Annotated in this window: 22 protein-coding genes; 18 read left to right on the top strand and 4 right to left on the bottom strand. The window is 71.8% G+C overall.

Translation table 11 applies throughout. The features are described from left to right. Window positions 1–6: 6 nt before the first annotated feature. Complete coding sequence (locus BJ986_RS05120; protein WP_179421010.1) at window positions 7–564, bottom strand: inorganic diphosphatase; 558 nt, start codon at window positions 562–564, stop codon at window positions 7–9. A 109-nt stretch (window positions 565–673) separates the two neighbouring features. Here BJ986_RS05120 and dacB point away from each other — a divergent pair, with 109 nt between their 5' ends. The 10 genes from dacB to BJ986_RS05070 all read left to right on the top strand — a co-directional run bounded on the left by dacB (window position 674) and on the right by BJ986_RS05070 (window position 11,694). Further along, window positions 674–2,113: a D-alanyl-D-alanine carboxypeptidase/D-alanyl-D-alanine endopeptidase gene (gene dacB, locus BJ986_RS05115; protein ID WP_179421009.1), complete on the top strand. Its 1,440-nt coding sequence runs from the start codon at window positions 674–676 to the stop codon at window positions 2,111–2,113. Window positions 2,114–2,127: 14 nt separating this feature from the next. Further along, window positions 2,128–3,201 (top strand): zinc-dependent metalloprotease, encoded by a 1,074-nt coding sequence (locus tag BJ986_RS05110; protein WP_179421008.1) that lies wholly within the window; start codon window positions 2,128–2,130, stop codon window positions 3,199–3,201. A 54-nt stretch (window positions 3,202–3,255) separates the two neighbouring features. Further along, the gene (gene tilS, locus BJ986_RS05105; protein ID WP_179421007.1) at window positions 3,256–4,254 is read left to right on the top strand and encodes a tRNA lysidine(34) synthetase TilS; all 999 of its coding nucleotides are present in this window, start codon (window positions 3,256–3,258) and stop codon (window positions 4,252–4,254) included. A 35-nt stretch (window positions 4,255–4,289) separates the two neighbouring features. Further along, the gene (gene hpt / locus BJ986_RS05100; RefSeq protein ID WP_179421006.1) at window positions 4,290–4,841 is read left to right on the top strand and encodes a hypoxanthine phosphoribosyltransferase; all 552 of its coding nucleotides are present in this window, start codon (window positions 4,290–4,292) and stop codon (window positions 4,839–4,841) included. 197 nt (window positions 4,842–5,038) lie between these two features. After that, window positions 5,039–7,135, top strand: coding sequence for an ATP-dependent zinc metalloprotease FtsH (ftsH, locus tag BJ986_RS05095; RefSeq protein ID WP_179421005.1), 2,097 nt, complete (start codon window positions 5,039–5,041; stop codon window positions 7,133–7,135). Further along, entirely contained in the window at window positions 7,125–7,718 is a 594-nt protein-coding gene (folE, locus tag BJ986_RS05090; RefSeq protein ID WP_179421004.1) for a GTP cyclohydrolase I FolE, read from the top strand. The genes ftsH and folE overlap by 11 nt, the downstream gene beginning before the upstream one ends. Further along, entirely contained in the window at window positions 7,715–9,436 is a 1,722-nt protein-coding gene (locus tag BJ986_RS05085) for a phosphatidylglycerol lysyltransferase domain-containing protein (RefSeq protein ID WP_202881178.1), read from the top strand. Before folE ends, BJ986_RS05085 begins: the two co-directional genes overlap by 4 nt. Further along, a complete protein-coding gene (folP, locus tag BJ986_RS05080; RefSeq protein WP_202881177.1) occupies window positions 9,433–10,290 on the top strand; it encodes a dihydropteroate synthase in 858 nt (285 codons plus the stop codon). Before BJ986_RS05085 ends, folP begins: the two co-directional genes overlap by 4 nt. 46 nt (window positions 10,291–10,336) lie before the next feature. Then, window positions 10,337–11,221: a 2-amino-4-hydroxy-6-hydroxymethyldihydropteridine diphosphokinase gene (folK, locus tag BJ986_RS05075; RefSeq protein ID WP_179421003.1), complete on the top strand. Its 885-nt coding sequence runs from the start codon at window positions 10,337–10,339 to the stop codon at window positions 11,219–11,221. Next, window positions 11,218–11,694, top strand: coding sequence for a DUF3180 family protein (locus BJ986_RS05070; protein ID WP_179421002.1), 477 nt, complete (start codon window positions 11,218–11,220; stop codon window positions 11,692–11,694). The genes folK and BJ986_RS05070 overlap by 4 nt, the downstream gene beginning before the upstream one ends. 21 nt (window positions 11,695–11,715) lie before the next feature. On the opposite strand, the gene BJ986_RS05065 is transcribed toward BJ986_RS05070, so the two are convergent. Together BJ986_RS05065 and BJ986_RS05060 are read right to left on the bottom strand one after the other, a co-directional pair. Then, complete coding sequence (locus BJ986_RS05065) at window positions 11,716–12,849, bottom strand: NADH-quinone oxidoreductase subunit D (protein ID WP_179423503.1); 1,134 nt, start codon at window positions 12,847–12,849, stop codon at window positions 11,716–11,718. A 94-nt stretch (window positions 12,850–12,943) separates the two neighbouring features. Next, a complete protein-coding gene (locus tag BJ986_RS05060) occupies window positions 12,944–13,507 on the bottom strand; it encodes a hypothetical protein (protein WP_179421001.1) in 564 nt (187 codons plus the stop codon). 93 nt (window positions 13,508–13,600) lie between these two features. On the opposite strand from BJ986_RS05060, the gene BJ986_RS05055 reads away from it, so the two are divergent. Beyond that, the gene (locus BJ986_RS05055; RefSeq protein ID WP_337794857.1) at window positions 13,601–14,803 is read left to right on the top strand and encodes a cytochrome P450; all 1,203 of its coding nucleotides are present in this window, start codon (window positions 13,601–13,603) and stop codon (window positions 14,801–14,803) included. Here the strand turns inward: BJ986_RS05055 and BJ986_RS16740 are convergent. Next, window positions 14,787–15,731 (bottom strand): SAM-dependent methyltransferase, encoded by a 945-nt coding sequence (locus BJ986_RS16740; RefSeq protein ID WP_179420999.1) that lies wholly within the window; start codon window positions 15,729–15,731, stop codon window positions 14,787–14,789. The genes BJ986_RS05055 and BJ986_RS16740 overlap by 17 nt on opposite strands. Before the next feature lie 108 nt (window positions 15,732–15,839). On the opposite strand from BJ986_RS16740, the gene BJ986_RS05045 reads away from it, so the two are divergent. The 7 genes from BJ986_RS05045 to BJ986_RS05015 all read left to right on the top strand — a co-directional run bounded on the left by BJ986_RS05045 (window position 15,840) and on the right by BJ986_RS05015 (window position 22,594). Next, window positions 15,840–16,736 carry a DUF2520 domain-containing protein gene (locus BJ986_RS05045; RefSeq protein WP_179420998.1) on the top strand — a complete coding sequence of 299 codons (897 nt, stop codon included), beginning with the start codon at window positions 15,840–15,842 and terminating at the stop codon, window positions 16,734–16,736. Between the two features lie 18 nt (window positions 16,737–16,754). Then, the gene (gene panC / locus BJ986_RS05040; RefSeq protein ID WP_179423501.1) at window positions 16,755–17,690 is read left to right on the top strand and encodes a pantoate--beta-alanine ligase; all 936 of its coding nucleotides are present in this window, start codon (window positions 16,755–16,757) and stop codon (window positions 17,688–17,690) included. Between the two features lie 48 nt (window positions 17,691–17,738). Beyond that, on the top strand, window positions 17,739–18,164 hold the full coding sequence (gene panD / locus BJ986_RS05035) for an aspartate 1-decarboxylase (RefSeq protein WP_179420997.1): 426 nt from the start codon (window positions 17,739–17,741) through the stop codon (window positions 18,162–18,164). Then, complete coding sequence (locus BJ986_RS05030; RefSeq protein ID WP_179420996.1) at window positions 18,157–19,896, top strand: L-aspartate oxidase; 1,740 nt, start codon at window positions 18,157–18,159, stop codon at window positions 19,894–19,896. The genes panD and BJ986_RS05030 overlap by 8 nt, the downstream gene beginning before the upstream one ends. Continuing rightward, on the top strand, window positions 19,893–20,789 hold the full coding sequence (gene nadC, locus BJ986_RS05025) for a carboxylating nicotinate-nucleotide diphosphorylase (RefSeq protein WP_179420995.1): 897 nt from the start codon (window positions 19,893–19,895) through the stop codon (window positions 20,787–20,789). The genes BJ986_RS05030 and nadC overlap by 4 nt, the downstream gene beginning before the upstream one ends. Window positions 20,790–20,882: 93 nt before the next feature. Continuing rightward, window positions 20,883–22,397, top strand: a complete 1,515-nt coding sequence (gene lysS / locus BJ986_RS05020; protein ID WP_179423499.1) for a lysine--tRNA ligase — start codon at window positions 20,883–20,885, stop codon at window positions 22,395–22,397. Further along, window positions 22,394–22,594: a hypothetical protein gene (locus BJ986_RS05015; protein ID WP_179420994.1), complete on the top strand. Its 201-nt coding sequence runs from the start codon at window positions 22,394–22,396 to the stop codon at window positions 22,592–22,594. The genes lysS and BJ986_RS05015 overlap by 4 nt, the downstream gene beginning before the upstream one ends. The last annotated feature ends 79 nt before the right edge of the window (window positions 22,595–22,673 follow it).

Below are 22,673 nucleotides of genomic sequence, written 5' to 3'. Positions count from 1 at the left end.
AGGGAGTCACGTGGTGGGTGACTTGGCCTCGGACATCGGCTCGGCGGAGACGTCGGGCATGCGCCAGCGAGCCGTGGTCATGCCGGCCTCCCTGGCTCGCTCGATGGCCTCGCGCACGACCTGCTCGGCCTCCTCGCGACCCGCCCAGTGGGCGCCCTCGACGGACTTGCCGGGCTCGAGGTCCTTGTAGGTCTCGAAGAAATGCTGGATCTCGAGGCGGTCGAAGCTGCTGACCTGCTCGAGCTCGGTGATGTGGGCCTGGCGGGGGTCGCCCGCCGGGACGCAGAGGATCTTGTCGTCGCCGCCGGCCTCGTCGCGCATGTGGAACATGCCGATCGGACGGACCCGCACGAGGCAGCCCGGGAAGGTGGGCTCCTCGAGCAGCACGAGCGCGTCGAGCGGGTCGCTGTCCTCGCCGAGGCTGTCCTCGACGTAGCCGTAGTCGGCCGGGTAGCGGGTGGAGGTGAACAGCAGGCGGTCCAGCCGGATCCGGCCCGTCTCGTGGTCGACCTCGTACTTGTTGCGGTGCCCCTGCGGGATCTCGATGGTGACGTCGAACTCCACGACGATGTCCCTTTCGTAGTGCGCATGCCTGGACGTGGTGCGCGTTCCTATGACCTAGGCTCGCCGCTAAGTGTTCCGTATGACGCAAGTCCAGTGCTGAGGGGGTCGAGTGCGTCGCATCCTGGCCGCCCTCCTGGCCTTCGTCGTGCTCGCGGGGACCTATGTGACCCTGGACGTGTTCGACCTCGTGCCCGGCATCCTGACCCGCGCCCAGCCGCAGGCCACGCCCACGGTGGTCCCCCCGTCCGGGGCCGGGACGCCGACCACCGTCGCGGTGCCCACCGTCGACGCCGGCGCCCAGCCGCTGCAACCCGCCTCGGCCAGCGCCCGCATCCCCGACCCGACAGCACTGGCCAAGGCGCTCGCGGCCGTCGTCGCGGACCCGGCACTACGGCCGGGTCCGGGCGTCGTGGTCCGTGACGCCTTCACCGGTCAGACGCTGCTGAGCAAGGCCGCGTCCAGGGCCCGGGTGCCCGCCTCGACGGCCAAGCTCCTGACTGCCCTCGCGGTCGACACGACGCTCAACCCGCTGGACACCCTCCCCACGACCGTGGTGCAGGGGACCCGGCCGGACCAGATCGTGCTGGTCGCGGGCGGTGACACGATGCTGGCCACGGGCAAGGGAGTCCCCACCGCCGTCGAAGGTCGTGCCGGCCTGGCAGACCTGGCCGAACAGGTCGCCTCGTCGCTGCAGGGGGCAGGGACCACGCAGGTCACCCTCCGCCTCGACACGACCTACGCCAAGGGTCCGCGCTGGGCCCCGGGGTGGAACCCGGTGGACGTGACGGACGGCTACACCGGTGGGGTCTCGATGCTCGGACTCGCGGGCCAGCGGGCCAGGCCGTTCAAGCCTGCTCCGCGCGACCCCGAGGCGGCGACCGCCGCGGCCTTCGTGGGCGCCCTGGCCAAGGTCGGGATCTCGGCCACCCTCGCCCCGGAGTCCACGTGGTCCACCCAGGTCCCCAAGGGCGCCACCGAGCTGGGGCGGGTGGAGTCGGCGCCCATCGGCGAGATCCTCGCTCTCGCCCTGGACGACAGCGACAATGCGCTCACCGAGGGGCTGGCGCGTCAGGCAGCCGTGAAGGCGGGGGGTGCGGCGACCTTCGCGTCCGCCGTCGCCTTCGTGCGCAGAACCGTCGAGGCGCGCGGGATCGACCTGACGGGTGCCGTGCTCAAGGACACCAGTGGGCTCACCGCGGGGCAGGCGATCCCGCCGCAGGTGCTCTCCGACGTGCTCCAGCTCGGGGCTGACGGGTCCGTGCCGGCGATGCAGGACACCATCTCCCGGCTGCCCGTGGCGGGCTTGACGGGCACCTTGGCGGACCGGTTCCACGCGAAGAGCACACGGGCCGTCGCCGGCCTGGCGCGCGCGAAGACCGGCACCCTCACCGGAGTCAGCGCGATGGCCGGCACCGTCATCGACGCCGACGGCCGGGTGCTGTCCTTCGTCGTCCAGGCCGACGGCATCCCGGCAGGGGTCGGAACGCTCAACGCCCGGGCTGCGTTGGACCGCTTCGTGGCGGTGCTCGCGGCCTGCGGGTGTCCCTGACCTACCGTGAGGGGATGACCGTGTCGCAGTCAGCAGCTCCGAAGACCACCCGCTACGTCGACTGGCAGTTCGCCAAGGCGACCGGCACGCGGCTGGTGCCTGCCGGACCCAAGGTGACGGGCGCGCAGGCGGCGGAGGTCGTCGCGTCCGTCCGGGCCGCCGCCCACCGCGCCCAGCAGCCCGTCGCGGAGACCGCTCGACTGCACGCCCCGGGCGACGCCCCCGGTCCCGTCATCGTCGACCGGCCCACCTGGATCTCGCTGAACGCCGACTCGATGTCGGCCCTCATGGACCCCGTCTTCGGCAAGCTCGTCGACGGCCAGAAGACACCGCCGAACAACGCCATCAAGGCCATCGGCGGCAAGGTCACCGGCGGCGAGGCCGGAGCGCTGCTCGCCTTCATGTCGAGCAAGGTCCTCGGTCAGTACGACCTCGCGCCGGGCGGCACACCCCAGCTCATGCTCGTCGCGCCCAACCTCGTCCAGGTCGAGCGCGAGCTCGGCCTCGACCCCGCCGACTTCCGGCTCTGGGTCTGCATGCACGAGGAGACCCACCGCGTGCAGTTCACCGCGGTCCCGTGGCTGCGCGACCACATGATCACCAGGGTCCGGACCCTCGCGAACGACCTGATGCCCGATCCTGAGACTCTGCAGGAGACGCTCTCGCGACTGGGCAAGCAGCTCCCCGACGCCCTCAAGAGCGGTGGCGCCGGCCTCACCGACCTCATCGCGTCGCCGCAGCAGCGTGCCGAGCTCGCCGGGGTCACCGCCGTCATGTCGCTGCTCGAAGGCCATGCCGACGTCGTGATGGACGAGGTCGGCCCCCAGGTCATCCCTTCGGTCGCGCACATCCGGAGCACCTTCAACGAGCGCCGCAAGGGCGTCGGCGCCTTCGACCGGGTGCTGCGGCGGCTGCTCGGTCTCGAGGCCAAGATGCGCCAGTACCGCGACGGAGCGGTCTTCGTCCGGGAGGTCACGGCGGCAGTCGGCACCGACGGCTTCAATCGCATCTGGGAGTCTCCCGAGACGCTCCCCCTGCCGGCCGAGATCGCCACGCCCTCGGCGTGGGTCGCGCGGGTCCACGGCTGACCGGATGCTGGCACGGACGCCCACCGTGGCCCCCTTGCCCCACGGGAGCCCGGGGTGACGGGACCGCACCCGGCCACCGCCGCGATCCGCGTCGCCGTCCGCGCCACCCTGGCCGAGTGCCAGCCGGGCGACCTGGTCCTCGTCGCCTGCAGCGGGGGCGCCGACTCGCTCGCGCTCGCGGCCGCGGTGGCCTTCGAGGCGCCCCGGCTGGCGGTCCGGGCCGGCGCGATCCTGGTCGACCACGGGCTGGCGGGGGAGTCGGCGTCGGTCACCACCCGGGCCGCGGAGCAGTGTGACGACCTGGGCCTGGCCCCGGTGATCCTGGCCCCCGTGCAGGTGGTCCCCGGCGCGGACGGCCTCGAGGCCGCTGCCCGCGACGCGCGCTACGCAGCCCTCGACGCCGCCGCCGACCAGCACGGTGCCCGCCTCGTCCTGCTCGGGCACACCCTGGACGACCAGGCGGAGCAGGTGCTGCTCGGCCTCGCCCGGGGCTCAGGTACCAGGTCCCTCGCCGGTATGCCGCGGGCCCGCGGCCGCTTCCGGCGTCCCCTCCTCGGGGTCACCAGCGCCCAGACGCGCGCCTCCTGCGCCGCGGAGCACCTCACCTGGTGGGACGACCCGATGAACGACGACCCGGCCTACACCCGGGTGCGGGCTCGCCGGGCGCTGGTGGACCTCGAACGTGACCTCGGTCCGGGAGTGGCCGCAGCACTCGCGCGCACGGCCGACCAGCTCCGAGAGGATGCCGACCACCTCGACGACCTCGCCGAAGCCGCCCTCGCCACCCTCCTCGACCTCCACCCCGAACCGGGGTTCTCGGTGGGGGTGGAGGACCTGCTCGACCTGCCCCAACCCGTCCGGACCCGGGTCTGGCGGCGCCTCGTGGTCGCGGCTGGTGCGCCGGCCGGACAGGTGAGCACCCGGCATACCGAGGCGTGTGACGCGCTGCTCACCCGCTGGCACGGACAGGGTCCGGTGAGCCTTCCCGGCCCCCTGGAGGCGACCCGCTCGGGCGGCCGGGTATCCATCGCCCCACCTGCTCGGGTTGAATAGGCCCGCACCCGCCGACAACCGAGGGAGTTTGAGCCGTGGACGCTGCCCACATGGGAGCCGATCTCGAGAAGGTCCTCATCACGGAGGAGGAGATCCACGCCAGGCTCGAGGAGCTCGCGAGCGAGATCTGGGCGGAGTATGCCGACAAGGACCTGCTGCTCGTCGGCGTCCTCAAGGGTGCGGTGATGGTGATGGCCGACCTGTCGCGCGCGCTGCCGGGCACCGCCCCGGTCGACTGGATGGCCGTGTCGTCGTACGGGTCGGGCACGAAGTCCTCAGGCGTGGTCCGCATCCTCAAGGACCTCGACACCGACATCACCGGCAAGCACGTCCTCATCGTCGAGGACATCGTCGACTCCGGGCTGACCCTGTCCTGGATCAAGGCCAACCTCGAGTCCCGTTCGCCGGCGTCGGTGGAGATCTGCACCCTGCTGCGCAAGCCCGCGGCGGCCAAGGTCGAGATCGACGTGAAGTGGGTCGGCTTCGACATCCCCAACGAGTTCGTCGTGGGATACGGCCTCGACTACGCCGAGAAGTACCGCAACCTGCGTGAGGTGGGGACCCTCGCCCCACACGTCTACGCCTGAGGCGCGAGCCCGGAAGACCCTGAAGACGCCCTGAGGCGTCTGCGGCACCCGGAACACTCCGCCCATCCGGGTCGTTGACCAGCACGAGCCACCGGAGCACTGCGTAGTACCGTCGTGGTAGAGCCGAGCCCACGCCGGGCGACGGCACCCAGCGTCAGCGAGCAGGAGGAAACGGGGCTGCCAGCCCCGCTACACACATGGATTTCAAGCGCATCCTTCGGGCCCCGTTGTTCTGGGTCGTCGCCGTCATCGCGATCACGCTGATGGTCTTCAGCCTCAGCGACGCCGGTGGTTACACGCGGATCGACACCTCTGCGGCCCAGCAGCTCATCACCGAGAAGAAGGTCGACCGGGCTGTCATCACGAACAACGAGGTGCTCGACCTCGACCTCAAGAAGGGTGTGACCTACTCCGACGGCAAGGGCATCAAGGACGCCAGCAAGGTCCGCACCCAGTACGTCAACGCTGCCGGTCCCACCCTGGTCAAGCTCCTCGGCGACAACCCCCCGCCCGGAGGCACGGACCAGGTCATCAAGGACACCAACCCGCTGCTGTCGCTGCTGGGCTCGCTGCTGCCGATCATCATCCTGCTCGGCCTCTTCTGGTTCCTCATGAACCAGATGCAGGGTGGCGGTTCGCGGGTGATGCAGTTCGGCAAGTCCAAGGCCAAGCTCGCCAGCAAGGACACCCCCAAGGTGACCTTCGCGGACGTCGCCGGGGCCGACGAGGCGGTCGAGGAGCTGCACGAGATCAAGGAGTTCCTGGCCGAGCCCGCGAAGTTCCTCGCGGTGGGCGCCAAGATCCCCAAGGGTGTGCTGCTCTACGGCCCTCCCGGCACGGGCAAGACCCTGCTGGCCCGCGCCGTCGCCGGTGAGGCGGGCGTGCCGTTCTACTCCATCTCCGGTTCGGACTTCGTCGAGATGTTCGTCGGTGTCGGTGCGAGCCGGGTGCGTGACCTGTTCGAGCAGGCCAAGGCCAACGCTCCCGCGATCGTCTTCGTCGACGAGATCGACGCCGTGGGGCGGCACCGCGGCGCCGGCCTCGGTGGCGGGCACGACGAGCGCGAGCAGACCCTCAACCAGCTGCTCGTCGAGATGGACGGGTTCGACGTCAAGACCAACGTCATCCTCATCGCGGCGACCAACCGCCCCGACATCCTCGACCCGGCCCTGCTGCGTCCCGGCCGGTTCGACCGCCAGATCGCGGTCGAGGCCCCGGACATGATCGGCCGGCACCGCATCCTCGAGGTGCACTCGCAGGGCAAGCCGATGGCCACCGGGGTCGACCTGCTGGCCGTCGCCCGCCGGACCCCCGGCTTCACCGGCGCCGACCTCGCGAACGTGCTCAACGAGGCCGCTCTGCTCACGGCCCGCAGCGACGGCAAGCTCATCGACGACGCCGCCCTCGACGAGGCCATCGACCGCGTCATCGCCGGCCCGCAGAAGCGCACCCGGATCATGTCCGCCAAGGAGCGCAAGATCACCGCCTACCACGAGGGTGGGCACGCGATCGTGGCTGCGGCGATGAACCACCTCGACCCCGTGACCAAGGTGACGATCCTGCCCCGTGGCCGGGCGCTCGGCTACACGATGGTGATGCCGACGGACGACAAGTACTCCACGACCCGCAACGAGATCCTCGACCAGCTGTCCTACGCGATGGGTGGTCGGGTGGCCGAGGAGGTCGTCTTCCACGACCCCACCACCGGTGCCTCGAACGACATCGAGAAGGCCACCGGTATGGCGCGGAAGATGGTCACCGAGTACGGCATGAGCGAGCGCGTCGGGGCCATCAAGCTGGGGCAGTCCCAGGGCGAGGTCTTCCTCGGCCGGGACATGGGCCACCAGCGCGACTACTCCGAGGAGGTCGCCAGCATCGTCGACGAGGAGGTGCGCAAGCTCATCGACGCCGCCCACGACGAGGCCTGGCACGTCATCAACGACAACCGCGACATCCTCGACCGGCTGGTCCTCGACCTGCTCGAGCACGAGACGCTCAATGCCAAGGAGCTCGCGGCCATCTTCGGGCCCATCCGCAAGCGCCCGGTGCGTCCGACCTGGCTCTCCAGCGAGACCCGCTTCCTGTCCGACCAGCCGCCCGTGCTGACCCCGGCCGAGAGGGCCGCCCAGAACGGCTCGGCCCCGGTCCTGGAGTCCGCGGGCACCAACCGGCAGACCGCCGAGGCGATCGACAAGGCTGCCGAGGCCGGCGCGGTCAAGTCCCACGAGGAGCACCCGCCCACCCAGGTCATCGAAGTCCCCGAGGGTGGCCAGGTCGATCCGAATGGCCTCTGAGGGCAAGTTTCACGTGGTCGACCAGCCGCGTGCGGAGGCGGCCGTCCGCGAGCTGCTGATCGCCATCGGCGAGGACCCGGACCGCGAGGGTCTCGTCGAGACCCCGGCCCGGGTGGCCAGGGCCTACGGCGAGTTCTTCGCCGGGCTGTCCCTGGACGCCGCGAGCGTCCTCGCGAAGACGTTCCAGATCGAGCACGAGGAGATGATCCTGGTGCGTGACATCGAGGTGTACTCGATGTGCGAGCACCATCTCGTGCCCTTCCACGGGGTGGCCCATGTCGGCTACATCCCGGCCAAGGACGGCCGGGTGACCGGACTGTCCAAGCTGGCGCGCCTCGTCGAGATGTATGCCCGGCGGCCCCAGGTGCAGGAGCGGCTGACGACCCAGGTCGCCGACTCGCTCGTCACCCACCTGGGCGCCCAGGGCGTGATCGTCATCGTGGAGTGCGAGCACCTGTGCATGTCCATGCGCGGCATCCGCAAGCCGGGGTCCCGGACCATCACCTCCGCCGTCCGCGGCCAGCTGCGGGACCCGGCCACCAGGGCCGAGGCCATGGCGCTCCTGCTGGGAGGCAAGCGGTGAGGGGACGCGAACTCGCGCGGCCCACCCCTTCCAAGCTTCCCGGCATACTCGCGGCGTCCAAGGCACCGCGACTGCTGGGGAACCTCACCTACCTCATCGGCACGGTCGACCTGCTGACGGGGCTGGCGCACTCGTGGCGGGTGCACCTGCACGGTCTGACCGAGATGCTCCCGGGGGCGCTGTCCGACGCGGCCGCCGCGGCCACCGTCGTGTCCGGCATCTTCCTCGTCGTGCTCGGGCACTCGCTCAAGCGGCGCAAGCGTCGAGCCTGGCGGGCGGCCATCGGGCTGCTGGCCCTGTCGGCCGGGCTGCACACCATCAAGACCGAGCCCGTCGCCGCGGCGATCGCCGTCGTGGGGCTCTTGCTGCTGGTGCGCTACCGCGGGGAGTTCCGCGCCCTGGGTGACCCCACCACGCGGTGGCGCGCGGTGCGCGCGTTCGTGGTGCTGCTCACGGTGTCGGTCGTGACGGGCAGCCTCGTCCTGTGGCTCAACCGGCACATGATCGTCGGTGGCTTCCCCGGCCTGTGGAACCTCGCCCAGGAGCTGGTACTGGGCATGGTGGGGGCCAACGGACCGCTGGTGTTCACCCGAGACCGAGCCTCCGACATCGTCGGTTCGCTGCTGCTGGGGCTCGGCCTGATGACGATGCTCACGACCGTCTACCTCGCGCTGCGTCCCCCGGAGCCGATGCCGTCGCTGACGCCCGACGACGAAGCCAGGCTCCGCGCCCTCGTCGACCGGCACGGCGACTCGCTGGCCTATTTCAACACCCGGCGGGACAAGTCGGTGATCTGGTCGTCGAGCGGCAAGGCGGCCATCGCCTACCGCGTGGTGTCGGGCGTGATGCTGGCCAGCGGGGACCCCGTCGGGGACCCCGAGGCGTGGCCCGGGGCGATGCACGCGTTCCTGGCGGAGGCCGACGCGCACGCGTGGACGCCGGCCGTGCTGGGGTGCTCCGAGCACGCCGGCACGATCTGGGTGCGCGAGACCGGCTTCACCGCGCTCGAGCTCGGTGACGAGGCCGTCGTCGACGCCTCGGCGTTCACCCTCGCGGGTCGGCCGATGCGCAACGTGCGGCAGATGGTGGGTCGGGTCGCCCGCGCCGGGTATGACGTGCAGGTGTGTCGCGTCCGCGACGTCAGCCCCGACGTGCGTGACCGGGCGATGAGGGATGCCGCCGCGTGGCGCTCCAGCGCCACGGAGCGGGGGTTCTCGATGGCCCTGGGCCGGTTGCTCGACGACGACGACCCTGAGTGCGTGTTCGTCGTGGCGCGGCAGGACGGGGTCGTGCGAGCGTTCCTCCAGTTCGTGCCGTGGGGTGCCGACGGGATGTCCCTCGACGTCATGCGGCGCGACGCCAGCGCCGACGCGGGGGTCAACGAGCTCATGATCACCGAGGCGCTCGCGGCAGCGCCGGGGATGGGCGTCAAGCGGGTGTCCCTGAACTTCGCGGCCTTCCGCTCGGTGCTGGAACGCGGTGGCAAGCTGGGCGCCGGCCCGATCCTGCGGATGTGGCGGCGGTTGCTGCTCTTCGCGTCGCGCTGGCTCCAGATCGAGAGCCTCTACCGGTTCAACGCGAAGTTCCAGCCGCAGTGGCAGCCTCGGTTCCTCGTCTACCCCTCGGCGTCCGACCTGCCGCGGGTCGGTCTCGCCGCCCTCGAGGCGGAGGCGTTCCTCACCTGGCCGACGCTCAGCTGGCTCGGTGGCCGGGGATGAGCACGCCCCCGACCGTCGCCTGGCCGCTGCGCCGGTCCGACGGCCTGCCGGTCGTCATGGGGGTGGTCAACGTGACCCCCGACTCGTTCAGTGACGGTGGTCAGTGGTTCGAGCCGTCGGCCGCGATCGAGCACGGTCGCGAGCTGATGTCCCAGGGAGCCGACATCGTGGACGTCGGCGGGGAGTCGACCCGGCCGGGGGCCGAGCGCCCCTCGGTGGCCGAGGAGCGGCGTCGGGTGCTGCCCGTCGTGACCGCCCTTGCCGCCGCGGGTGCCGTCGTGTCGGTCGACACGATGCGCGCCGAGGTGGCTGCGGACGCCCTTGCCGCGGGAGCGGCGATCGTCAACGACGTGAGCGGTGGGATGGCCGATCCCGAGATGGCCGGGATGGTCGCCGAGGCGGGCGTGCCGTTCGTGGCGATGCACTGGCGGGGGCACAGCGCCGACATGCAGTCCCGCGCCGTCTACGGCGACGTGGTCGGTGAGGTGGTGGCCGAGCTGTCCCGTCGGGCGGACGAGCTGGTGGCTGCCGGGATCGCCGCCGACCGGATCGTGCTCGACCCCGGCTTCGGGTTCGCCAAGCTCACCGGGCACAACTGGTCCCTGCTGCGCGGGCTGGACCGACTGCTGGCGCTCGACCACCCCATCCTGGTCGGCACCTCGCGCAAGACCTTCCTCGGCCGGATCGGGGTGCCGGCCGGTGGGCAGCCGAGGCCACCGCTGGACCGCGACCCGGCCACGGCCGCGACGTCGATGCATGCCGCTCGGCTCGGCGCGTGGGGCGTGCGGGTCCACCACATCCCCTCCACCCTCGACGCCATGCGGGTCGCCCGCGCCATCCAGGAGGCCCAGTGACGCGGGCGACATCGACCAGAGGTGCAGCGATGACGCGGGTGCAGCGATGACGGATCAGATTGTCCTGAAAGGGATCTCCGCCCGCGGGCACCACGGCGTCCTGGACTTCGAGAAGCGTGACGGCCAGACCTTCGTCGTCGACGTGACCATGCACCTCGACCTCGGGCCCGCGGGCACCAGCGACGACCTGGCCGACACCGTCAACTACGCCGAGGTCGCCGGCGACGTCGTGGCCCTCATCGAGGGCGACTCCCTCGACCTCATCGAGGCCCTGGCGTCGCGGATCGCCGACAGGGTGCTCCTGCGGCCGCTCGTCGAGGCCGTCGAGGTCGTCGTCCACAAGCCCGAAGCCCCCGTGGGGCACCCGTTCACCGACGTGCAGGTGCGGGTGAACCGCGAGCGTCGGGCGCAGGTCGTCATCGCGATGGGCTCCAACATCGGCGACTCCGTCGAGACGCTGCACGACGCGGCGATCTCCCTGTACGGCCTGATCGACATCGTCGAGGTCTCCTCGGTCGTCGAGACCGACCCGGTCGGCGGCCCCGAGCAGCCGGCCTACCTCAACGCCGTGGTGACGGGCACGACCCACCTCGCCCCCTCGTCGCTCCTGGCCGCCCTGCACGACATCGAGCGGGCCCACGGGCGCACCCGCGAGATCCCCTGGGGGCCAAGGACCCTGGACCTCGACCTCATCCAGTACGGCGACCCCGTGTTCGACACCGACATCGTCATGGAGAGCCCGACCCTCACCCTGCCGCACCCCCGGGCCCACGAACGCGGCTTCGTGCTGGTGCCCTGGTTGCAGGCCGACTCCGAGGCGGTGCTGCGGGTGGGCGGCCAGGTCCGCCGGGTGGCCGACCTGGTGAGCGGGATGGACGTGTCCGGCGTCCGACCGGGACCGGACGTCGACCTGCTGGAGGGGCCGTGGTGAACGAGGGTCGCGGGCTGCGCTGGGCGCAGCTCGCCGCGATCGTCGCCGTGGTCGGGCTGTTGTCGTGGGTCGGCTGGCGGCTCTACCTCAACAACGGGCACCTGCTCGGACCAGCGTCGTGGGTGTCGGCGGTCATGATCGTCGCGATGGCGTTCCTCGTCGTCGCCGCCGGGCTACCGGTGCGGCGCTTCCTGCGGGGCGAGGCCCGCAAGTCGCTGAGCCCCATCAGGGCCGCGCGCACCCTCGTGCTCGCCCAGGCCGCGGCCCTCACCGGGGCAGGGGTGCTCGGGTGGTATGCCGCGCAGGTGGCGCACGCCCTCGCCGAGCTGGACCTGCCTGGCTACCGCAGCCTGCTGTGGAAGCTGCTGGCCCTCTGCTTCGCGTCGGCGGTGCTCATGACGGCCGGGATGGTCACGCAGCGGATGTGTCGCGTCGACCCGTCCGGGGACCCGGACCGCGACCCGCACTCCTGACCGCCGGGCGGGACCGGGGCGCTACTTGTCGACGTCGCCCACGACGAAGAACATCGAGCCGAGGATCGCGACCATGTCCGCGATGAGGTTGCCGGGCAGCACCTCGGCCAGGACGGCCACGTTGTTGAACGAGGCGGAACGCAGCTTGAGCCGCCACGGGGTCTTCTCCCCGCGGGAGACGAGGTAGTAGCCGTTGAAGCCGAGGGGGTTCTCGGTGGCGGTGTAGAGATCGCCCTCGGGGACCTTGAGCACCTTGGGCAGCTTGACGTTCACCGGACCCTGGGGGAGCGTGCGCAGTCGGTCCAGACAGGCCTCCGCGAGGTCGAGGCTGACGTGCACCTGTTCGAGCAGGACCTCGAGGCGGGCGAGGCAGTCCCCGGCTGTGCGCGTCACCACGCGACCCGGGCCGCCCGGCGCGAACAGCTCGTCGTACGCCAGGTAGGGCTCGTCGCGCCGCAGGTCCATGTCGACCCCGGCCGCACGCGCGATCGGCCCCGAGACCCCATACGCCGCAACCACTTCCGGCGACACCACGCCGACCCCCCGGGTCCGCGCCTCGAGGATCTCGTTGCCCACGATGAGCGCCTCGAGGTCGGGCAGCCGCCCGCGGACCGCTGACACGGCATACGCGACGCGGTCGAGCCAGCCCGCGGGGAGGTCCTCCTTGAGGCCGCCCACGCGGTTGAACATGTAGTGCATCCGCCCGCCCGACGCCTCCTCCATGACTGCCTGGAGCTCCTCGCGCTCGCGGAAGGCGTAGAAGATCGGCGTGATCGCGCCGAGCTCGAGCGGGTAGGAGCCGAGGAACATCAGGTGGTTGAGCACCCGGTTGAGCTCGGCCAGGAGGGTGCGGGCCCACACCGCGCGCGGCGGCACCTCCATGCCGAGCATCCGCTCGACGCCGAGCACGACCCCGAGCTCGGAGGAGAACGCGGACAGCCAGTCGTGCCGGTTGGCCAGGACGATGATCTGGCGGTAGTCGCGGACCTCGAACAGCTTCTCCGCGCCGCGGTGCATGTACCCCACGATCGGCTCGGCCGAGACGATGCGCTCCCCGTCGACGACGATCCGCAGGCGCAGGACACCATGGGTCGCGGGGTGCTGCGGGCCGATGTTGAGCACCATGTCGGCGGTGGCCAGGCTGCCCGCGCCCATGCCGACGGTGAGCTCGCGCCGGCCTTGCGTCGTGGTCACCTCGCCAGTCTGCCGTATGCCGCGTGGTCACCGCCGCGGGCAGTCAGGCGTCGCGTCAGGCGGGGCAGCCGGGGATGTTCTGGATCGAGGTGGCCCGGCCCTCGGCGTCGAGCTGGACCAGCACGGTGTTCTCGCGGTCGGCCAGGCCCGTGAGCGCCGTGGGGTCGATCGACTTGGTCTGGATCGGCTGGTCGTGGGCGATGCAGTGGTTGTAGAGGATCCGCGCTCCGTTGACCACGGGGATCGTGTAGGTCAGCTTGGCGTTCTGGTTCGTGTAGGGCACGGCGCCGACGAAAGGCCCGGTGGGGACGCCGGTCTGGGCCAGCTTGGCGTCGGACAGCCCCGTCCACGTCAACCGGTCCAGCTCGAGGACCGTGGTGCCGGCGACAGTGCTCACCTTCCTCACGAAGCCGAAGTCGAAGGCGCGGCCCTTGACGTCAGACGTGGGCACCGTGGGGGTGGACGGGCCGCCCGGGCCCTTGGCGGTCACGGTGGGGGTGACGGTCACGGTGACGTCGGGTGCAGGGGCCCCTGACCCGCAGGCGGACAGCAGGGCACCGGCCGCCAGGGCGGCCAGGGCCGCCGCGGTGGTGGCGCGCAGGTGGTGCTGGTGCTTCATGGGGACGACGGTCCTTTCGAGTGACAGCAACAGCAAAGTCTGCCCTCGATGGAGCGCCTGACAAAACGCGGCGATCTGCGGCAGGCTGACGGCGTGCCCATCCAGCCCACTGTCGATGCCGCCGACTTCCTCGATCTGGGCGACCCAGCGGTCGTCGCGGACCCCTACCCGCACCTCGCGGCCCTGCGCTCGACCGCCCCGGTGGCCTGGCACAGCGGCCTGGGGGTCTGGCTGGCGAGCGGCCACGCCGAGGCCGGAGCGGTGCTGCGCGACCGACGCCTGGGCCGGGTCTTCGCACCCCGCACCCCCGAGGCCGACTGGGACACCTTCAACTGGCTGCACGCCGACTCGATCCTCGACAGCGAGCCCCCGAAGCACACCCGCCTGCGCCGCCTCGTCGCCGGTGCCTTCGGGCGGGGCCATGTGCAGCGCCTGGCTCCCCGCATCCGGGCGCTGGCCGAGGGACTCCTGGCAGACCTGCCCGATGGGCAGTTCGACGTCATCGAGCACTATGCCGAGCCGTTGCCCGTCCTGGTGATCGCCGAGCTGCTCGGCGTCCCCGAGTCGGACCGGCACCACCTGCGTCCCTGGTCGCAGGCCATCGTGCGGATGTACGAGGTGGGCCGGACCCCCGCGGACGAGGCGGCGGCGCGCGAGGCCTGCGGTGCGTTCGCGGCATACGTCGAGGAGCTCGCGGCGCAGCGCGCCCAGGCGCCGGGTGACGACCTGCTGAGCGACCTCGTCACGGCGCGCGACGGGTCGGACCGGCTCTCGGCACACGAGCTGGTCGCCACGGCAGTGCTGCTGCTCAACGCGGGTCACGAGGCCAGCGTGAACGGCTTCGGCAACGGTCTGCACTCGTGGCTCACCGCGGGCGACCGGCAGGGGCTGGACGTCGCGGACGACGCGGCGGTGTCGCGCATGGTCGAGGAGTTCCTGCGCCACGACTCGCCCCTGCACCTGTTCGAGCGGACCGCCAAGGAGCCGGCCGAGGTGGCCGGGGTGCTGCTCGAGCCGGGCGACAAGGTGGCGGCGCTGCTCGGGGCGGCCAACCGCGATCCCGCGGTGTTCGCCGACCCCGACCGGTTCGATGCCCAGCGCGACCCCAACCCGCACCTGGCGTTCGGCGCCGGGATCCACTTCTGCATCGGCGCCCCGCTGGCCAGGCTGGAGCTCGAGATCTCGGTGCGCACCATGCTGGCCCGTTTCCCGGACCTCGAGGTGGCCGAAGCCCTGCGTCGGCCGACGTTCGTGCTGCGCGGGTTCGAGCGGCTGGTGGTCAGCCCACGCGCTTGACCGCCCACAGGAAGTCGCCGAAGCCGCCCGGCGCCGTCAGTGCCGCTGCGGCCGACGACGAGGCCAGCGCCTGCAGATAGCCCTGCGGGTCGCGCCTGGCCAGCTCGTGGGCGGGGGTGCCACCATCCACTCCGAGCCCGCGCAGGGCCGTGCGCTGGTCGAGCAGCTCGTCGTGGTCGAGGGTGTCCATGGCCACGTGCGCGGTGAGGTCGCAGGTCCCGTCCGGCACCGGCGCCACCTGCTGGCCGCGTCGGTATGCCGCGAGGGTGCCCCCCGCAGGCCGGTCGCCGCCGCGGTGCCCGTAGTCGACGGCCACGAGGACCCCTCGGTCGACCCGGCTGACGAGCTCTGCCCAGGCGAGGTCGCGGGGCAGGCCGACCTCGACCCTGGATCCGGGTGCGGAGGTCTCCCAGTGGGTCTGCGCCCAGGTGAGGTCGTGGCCGCTGACGGTCGGGCCGAGGGCCTCCTGACCCGTGTCGACGTCCACCTGCACCCGGCGCAGCACCCCGTCGTCGTCGACCTCGGCCACCGGGCACGGCACGACGTCGAGCCACTCGTGCGCGAACACGAGCGCGCCGTCCAGGTCGCGCAGCTCGTGCGGCAGGGCCCGACCGCCGGGCGTGACGTGCCACTCGACGGCGGGATCGAGGGACTCGGGCCGGGTCACCACGTCGACCCCGGTGAGGCGCAGCGCCGGGTCCGCGGCAGCCACGTGGGTGAGCAGCTCACCGCGCCCCGCCCCGATGTCGACGACGTGGGTCAGGCCGTTCTCCCGCGCCAGCTGGGCCACCGCTCCCGCGAGGACCTCGCCGAGCGCGCCGTGCGTGGCCGTCGTGAAGTGGCCGGCAGGGCCCGAAGCGGCGCGGTAAAAGCCGTCGGGACCGTAGAGGGCGCCCTGCCAGGCCACCTGCCAGTCGAGGAGGGTCACCGGGCCAACCTAGTGCGGGTCGGGCGGTCCGGCACCCGCCAAACCGCGTGCCGGACCGCAGGTCAAACCGCGTGCCGACCTCCTCCCCGTGAGGGATAGGTTGGGCGCGTGACTTCGGCCGACGAGCGTCCCGCCCGACTCGACGTCGGCGTGGTCGGCGCCGGACGCGTGGGTGCCGTCCTGGGGGCGGCCCTGCAGCGGGTCGGCCACCGCGTGGTCGCCGTCTCGGGCGTGAGCGAGCAGTCCCGCACGCGCGCCGCCCAGCTGCTGCCCGGCATCCCCGTCGTGTCCCCGGAGGACGTCGTGCGGCGGTCCGAGCTCGTGCTGCTCGCGGTCCCCGACGACGCCCTGGCGGACCTCGTCGCGGGGCTGAGTGCGACCCGGGCCTGGCAGGCCGGCCAGCTCGTCGCGCACACCTCGGGCCGACACGGGCTCGAGGTGTACGCGCCGGCCCTCGACCAGCACGTGCTCGGGCTGGCCCTGCACCCGGCGATGACCTTCACCGGCACCGGCCTGGACCTCGAACGCCTCGTGGAGTGCTGCTTCGGGGTGACCGCTCCCGAGCCGCTGCGGCCGGTCGCCGAGGCGCTCGTCCTCGAGATCGGCGCCGAGCCGGTCTGGATCGAGGAGCCCGACCGGCCGCTCTACCACGCGGCCCTCGCGCACGGGGCCAACCACCTCGTCACGCTGGTCGCCCAGTCGCTGCAGGCGTTGCGGGCGGCGGGGGTCGAGAAGCCGTCCAGGGTGCTCGGACCCCTGGTCTCCGCCGCGCTCGACAACGCCCTGCGCGCAGGTGACGCTGCCCTCACCGGCCCCGTCGCGCGGGGGGATGCGGGTACCGTTGCCGAGCACCTGCGACAACTGCAGCACGTCAGCCCCGACATCAGACCCACCTACCTCGCGCTCGCGCGGGCCACCGCCGAGCGAGCCCTGGCCAGCGGCCGGCTCAAGCCCCACGTGGCCGAGCCACTGTTGGACATCCTCGCGACCGACCAGGAGCGATAAGTGAGCGAACACCCCGGTATGCCGTCTGCCTCGCTGGCCGCCGTCGTGACGGCTGGTGCCGAACCCGTGGTGGCGCGCACCCGCGACGAGCTGCGGACCGCCAGGCGACGACTCACCGACGGCGACGTCGCGGTGGTCATGACGATGGGCGCCCTGCACGAGGGGCACGCGACGCTCATCGAGACGGCTCGTCGGCGTGCCGCCCACGTGGTCGTCACGATCTTCCTGAACCCCCTGCAGTTCGGGCCGCGGGAGGACCTGTCGCGCTACCCCCGGACCTTCGACAGCGATATGGAGATCTGTCGCCGGGCGGGGGTGGATGTCGTGTTCGCACCGACCCCGGACGTCATCTACGAGGACGGCGACCCCGGTGTGCGCGTCTCGGCGGGACCGCTGGGCAACGTGCTGGAGGGGCAGGCCCGCCCGGGCCACTTCGACGGGATGCTCACCGTGGTCGCCAAGCTGCTGCACCTCACCCGGGCCGACTCCGCCTACTTCGGGCAGAAGGACGCCCAGCAGCTGCTGCTCATCCGGCGGATGGTGCGCGACCTCGACTTCCCGGTGAAAGTCGTCTCGGTGCCGACCGTGCGCGAGTCCGACGGGCTGGCCATGAGCAGCCGCAACACCTACCTCACCGCCTCCGACCGCGAGACGGCGCTGTGCCTGTCCCAGGCGCTGCGGGCCGGTGCGGCCGCGGCACCCGAGGGACCTTCGGCGATCCGCCGGGCGGCTCGCACCGTCCTGGTGCGCGAGCCGCTGGCGCTGATCGACTACCTCGTCCTCGTGCACCCCTCGACCCTGGAGGACGTGCCCGAGTGGTACCGCGGCGAGGCGCTCCTCGCCGTCGCCGGCCGGGTGGGCACCACCAGGCTGATCGACAACCTGCCCATCTCGGTCGGACCCGGCGGAGGGGCGCTCGAGGTCTTCTCCGACGTCGACTCCGCCGGCAGCTGACGCCCCGGGCCGAGGACCCCGAGGCCCCACACATCGAGGAACGTGCACATGCAGCGCTTCATGCTCTACGCCAAGATCCACCGGGCCACGGTGACCCAGGCGGACCTGCACTACGTCGGGTCGCTCACCATCGACCGCGACCTCATGGACGCTGCGGGCCTGCTCCCGGGTGAGCAGGTCGACGTCGTGGACGTCGACAACGGCAACCGGCTGACCACCTACGCCATCGAGGGCGAGCGCGGTTCCGGCATCGTCTGCATCAACGGTGCGGCGGCCCGGCTCATCTCGCCCGGCGACACCGTCATCATCATCGCGTACGCCGCCATGGACGACCACGAGGCGAGGACCTTCGAGCCCGAGGTCGTCTTCGTCGACAAGGACAACAAGATCGTCGAGATCGGCCACGACGGCGGCGACGTGCCCGACGGCTTCGGGTTGAGGACCTCAGCGGTCACCCGGCGCCACCATGACTGACGGTCCGGGACTGCGGATCCCGCGCCGGCTGGTGGCCGCGGAACCCGGCTGGACGACGTCGGCGGACGTCATCGTGGTGGGCTCCGGCATCGCCGGCCTCACGACGGCCCTGCGCCTGCGGCAGCGGGTGGACCGGGTGCTCCTGGTGACCAAGACCGTGCTCCACGAGGGGTCGACGCAGTGGGCCCAGGGCGGCATCGCGGCGGCCCTCGACCCGGGCGACTCACCGCAGGAGCACCTGCACGACACCCTGGTGGCGGGGTGCGGGATCTGCGACGTCCCCGCCGTCACGGCCCTCGTCCACGAGGGTCCCGAACGGGTCCGCGAGCTGGTGGCCCTGGGCGCCGAGTTCGACCTCGACGACGCCGGCGAGCTCAAGCTGACCCGTGAGGGTGGCCACCACAAGGACCGGATCGCGCATGCCGGCGGGGACGCCACGGGCAAGGAGATCTCCCGGGCCCTGATCGCCGCCCTGCACCGTGTCCAGGACGACCCGGGCATCGAGGTCATCGAGCACGCCCTCGTCGTGGACCTGCTCCAGGACGAGGAGTCGCGCGTCTGCGGCGTGACGCTGCACGTCATCGGCGAGGGACAGATGGACGGCGTCGGCGCCGCCAGGTCACGGGCCGTCGTGCTCGCCACCGGGGGCCTGGGCCAGGTGTACTCCGCGACGACCAACCCCTCGGTCGCCACGGGCGACGGCATGGCGGCCGCCCTGCGAGCCGGAGCGGTGATGGCGGACGTCGAGTTCGTGCAGTTCCACCCCACCGTGCTGTGGCTGGGCCCGGGGTCGCGCGGCCAGCAGCCGCTCATCTCCGAGGCCGTGCGCGGCGAAGGGGCCTTCCTCGTCGACCGTGACGGAGTGCGGTTCATGCAGGGGCGTCACCCGCTGGCCGACCTGGCACCGCGTGACGTGGTGTCGCGGGCGATCGTCGACCGGATGCTCGAGACCGGCGAGGACCACGTGTTCCTCGACGCCCGGCACCTGGGTCGGGAGTTCCTCGAGGAGCGCTTCCCCTCCATCGTGGCGCGGTGTCGTGAGCTCGGCTTCGACCCGGCGACCGAGCTGCTGCCGGTCGCCCCGGCGCAGCACTACGCCAGCGGCGGCGTGCGCACCGACCTGGTCGGGCGCTCCACCCTCGACGGCCTCTACGCCTGTGGCGAGGTCTCCTGCACGGGAGTCCATGGCGCCAACCGACTGGCGTCGAACTCGCTCCTGGAGGGTCTGGTCTTCGCCCACCGCATCGCCGACGACATCAGCGAGCGGATGGCGGGTGGCCAGCTGCCGCAGGCGGATCCGGCGGTCGAGGCGACCGATGGCACCCTGGCCACGGGGACGGCCCCGGCCGACGAGGTGGCCCCGGGCGAGGACGCGGCCCTGCTCGACGGTTCGGCCCGGGTGCAGGTGCAGGCCGCGATGACGGCAGGGTCCGGAGCCGTGCGCTCGGCCGAGTCGCTGGCCACCACGGCGCTCGCCCTGCAAGGACTCGCGCTCGCCGCCACCTCCAGCGAGCCCGGCCCGGAGTCGTGGGAGACCACCAACCTGCTCCACATCGGCCAGGTGCTGACCCTTGCGGCGTCGCTGCGCGAGGAGACCCGTGGCGGTCACCTGCGCAGCGACCATCCGAGCCAGGTCGACCCCCGCTGGCGCGGGCACACCCTCGTCGTGCGGGGCTCCGACGGCACACTCTCGACCACCTTCGAACCCGTTCCCGAACAGGATCTCGCATGACCCACGCGCCCACCGGCGACCTGCGTTTCCCCGAGGCCGACGCGCTGGCGGTCATCCGCACCGCCCTCACCGAGGACCTCGGTGGACCCGACGGGGTCGACGTCACGACGATGGCGACCATCCCCGCCGCCCAGGTGAGCAGGGCGGCCGTGGTCGCGCGCGAGGACGGCACCCTGGCCGGCATACCGCTCATCGGCCTGGTCTTCGACGAGGTGGCCAGGCGGATGGGCGCCGAGCCGCTGCGCACGACGACGCAGCACCGGGACGGTGACCTCGTGAGCAAGGGGGACGTGGTCGCCACGCTGGCCGGCTCGACCCAGGTGACCCTCGTCGGCGAGCGGACGATGCTGAACCTGCTGTGCCGCTTGTCCGGGATCGCGACCTCCACCCACGCGTGGGCGGAGCGCCTCGAGGGCACGGGCGCCACCGTCCTCGACACCCGCAAGACGACCCCGGGGCTGCGAGCCCTCGAGAAGTACGCCGTCCGCGCGGGGGGCGGCACGAACAAGCGCATGGGCCTGTTCGACGTGGCCATGATCAAGGACAACCACAAGCTCGCCGCAGGCTCGCTGAGCAAGGCGTATGCCGCGGTGCGGGCGAAGTTCCCCGACGTCCCGATCCAGGTCGAGGTCACCACCACCGCCGAGGCGCTCGAGTCGGTGCGGGTCGGGGCGCGGTTCCTGTTGTGCGACAACATGTCCGTCGACCTGCTGCGTGAGACGGTGGGTGCGGTGCGCGCCACCGGCGAGGACGTCGAGCTCGAAGCCACCGGTGGGCTCACCCTGCGGGTCGCACGCGAGTACGCCGAGACGGGTGTCGACTACCTCAGCGTCGGCGCCCTGACCCACTCCTCGCCGATCCTCGACCTGGCCCTCGACCTCACCGACGGCTGAGCCCGTCGGCCGGGTCCGCCCTGCGAGGCACGCGCTGGCGGTAGGTACCCTTTGCGGGTGAGCCAGACCCCCAGCGCGACCGACGCCACGAGCATGGCGACAGACGCCACCCCCGTGGCGGCCCTGACGGATGCCGACCTGCCGGAGCAGATGAAGGTGCGTCGGGAGAAGCGGGACCGGTTGCTGGCCGAGGGCAGGCAGGCCTTCCCGGTCCAGGTGCCGCGCACCCACACGCTCGAGGAGGTCCGGCAGCAGTGGGGCCACCTCGAGACCGGCGAGGAGACCCAGGACGTGGTGGGCGTCGCCGGACGCGTCATCTTCATCCGCAACACCGGCAAGCTCGCCTTCGCCACCCTGCAGGAGGGGATCGGCACACGGCTGCAGGTCATGCTCAGCCTCGCAGAGGTCGGGGAGGAGGCCCTCGCCGACTGGAAGGCTAACGTCGACCTCGGAGACCACGTGTTCGTCGAGGGCCGGGTGATCTCCTCGCGTCGCGGCGAGCTGTCGGTCATGGCCACCCGCTGGGAGATGGCGTCCAAGGCGCTGCGCCCGTTGCCGGTGCTGCACAAGGACCTCTCCGAGGAGTCGCGGGTGCGCCAGCGCTATGCGGACCTCATCGTCCGGCAGCAGGCGCGCGACATGGTGCGCACCAAGGCGCGTGCACTGTCCGCGATCCGCGGGGTCCTCGAGGCCCAGGGCTACCTCGAGGTCGAGACGCCCGTGCTCCAGCTCATCCACGGCGGGGCCGCGGCCCGGCCTTTCAGGACCCATCTCAATGCCTTCGACCAGGCGATGACGCTGCGCATCGCGCTGGAGCTCAACCTCAAGAAGGCGGTGGTCGGCGGAGTCGACCGTGTCTACGAGATGGGCCGCATCTTCCGCAACGAGGGCGTCGACGCCACCCACAGCCCCGAGTTCACGATGCTCGAGGCCTACCAGGCCTATGGCGACCAGACGAGCATCGCCGCCCTCATGCGCGACGTCTTCCTCGGCGTCGCCGACGCGCTCGGCTCGCGCCAGGTCGAGACCGCCGCGGGCACCGTGGACCTCGACGGCGAGTGGCGCTGGCTGCCCGTCTACCAGGGGGTCTCCGAGGCGGTGGGTGAGACGGTCACCATCGACACCGACGTCGAGACCCTGCGTGGGTATGCCGCGAAGCACGACGTGGCGATCGACCCCTCGTGGGACAAGGACAAGGTCTTCCTCGAGCTGCTGGGCGAGCTGGTCGAGCCGCGTCTGCTGCAGCCGACGTTCCTGTGCGACTACCCGGCGATTGCCCAGCCGCTGGCCCGCCCGCACCGCACCGAGCCCGGGCTGATCGAGGCCTGGGACCTCATCATCGCCGGGGTCGAGCGGGGGACCGGCTTCTCCGAGCTCATCGACCCGGTGGTCCAGCGCGAGGTGCTCACCGCACAGTCGGTCAAGGCGGCCGGGGGCGACCCCGAGGCGATGCAGCTCGACGAGGACTTCCTGCGAGCCCTGGAGTACGGCGCCCCGCCGATGGGCGGACTGGGTTTCGGGGTCGACCGCCTCGTCATGCTGTTCGCCGACGCCAACATCCGCGAGACGATCCTGTTCCCGCACCTCAAGCCGGAGGGGTCGAGATGAGCGGGATCTGGCCCTACGTCGCCGCCCTGATCCCGTCGGCCGGCGTGGGGTTCCTCTTCTGGCTGGTCATCAAGAACATGATCGAGGGCGACCGCAAGGAACGCCTCGCGCATTCCCAATGGGAGGCCCAGCGCGGCGGGGGCGATGAGGGAAAGGCCGATTCAGGGCCCTCGGCGAATGGCGAGAAGATTTCCTGAGAACGTTTTGTCGGGGTGACTTTCGGGGAGTCCGGACAATGTTTGGGAAATGGCCTGTCGAGCCACTATCTTTGACGTA

It is taken from the genome of Pedococcus badiiscoriae, assembly GCF_013408925.1.
GTDB classification, from domain to species: domain Bacteria; phylum Actinomycetota; class Actinomycetes; order Actinomycetales; family Dermatophilaceae; genus Pedococcus; species Pedococcus badiiscoriae.
Note: the sequence above shows the minus strand (reverse complement) of the source record. Positions and strands in the feature narration are given on the sequence as shown.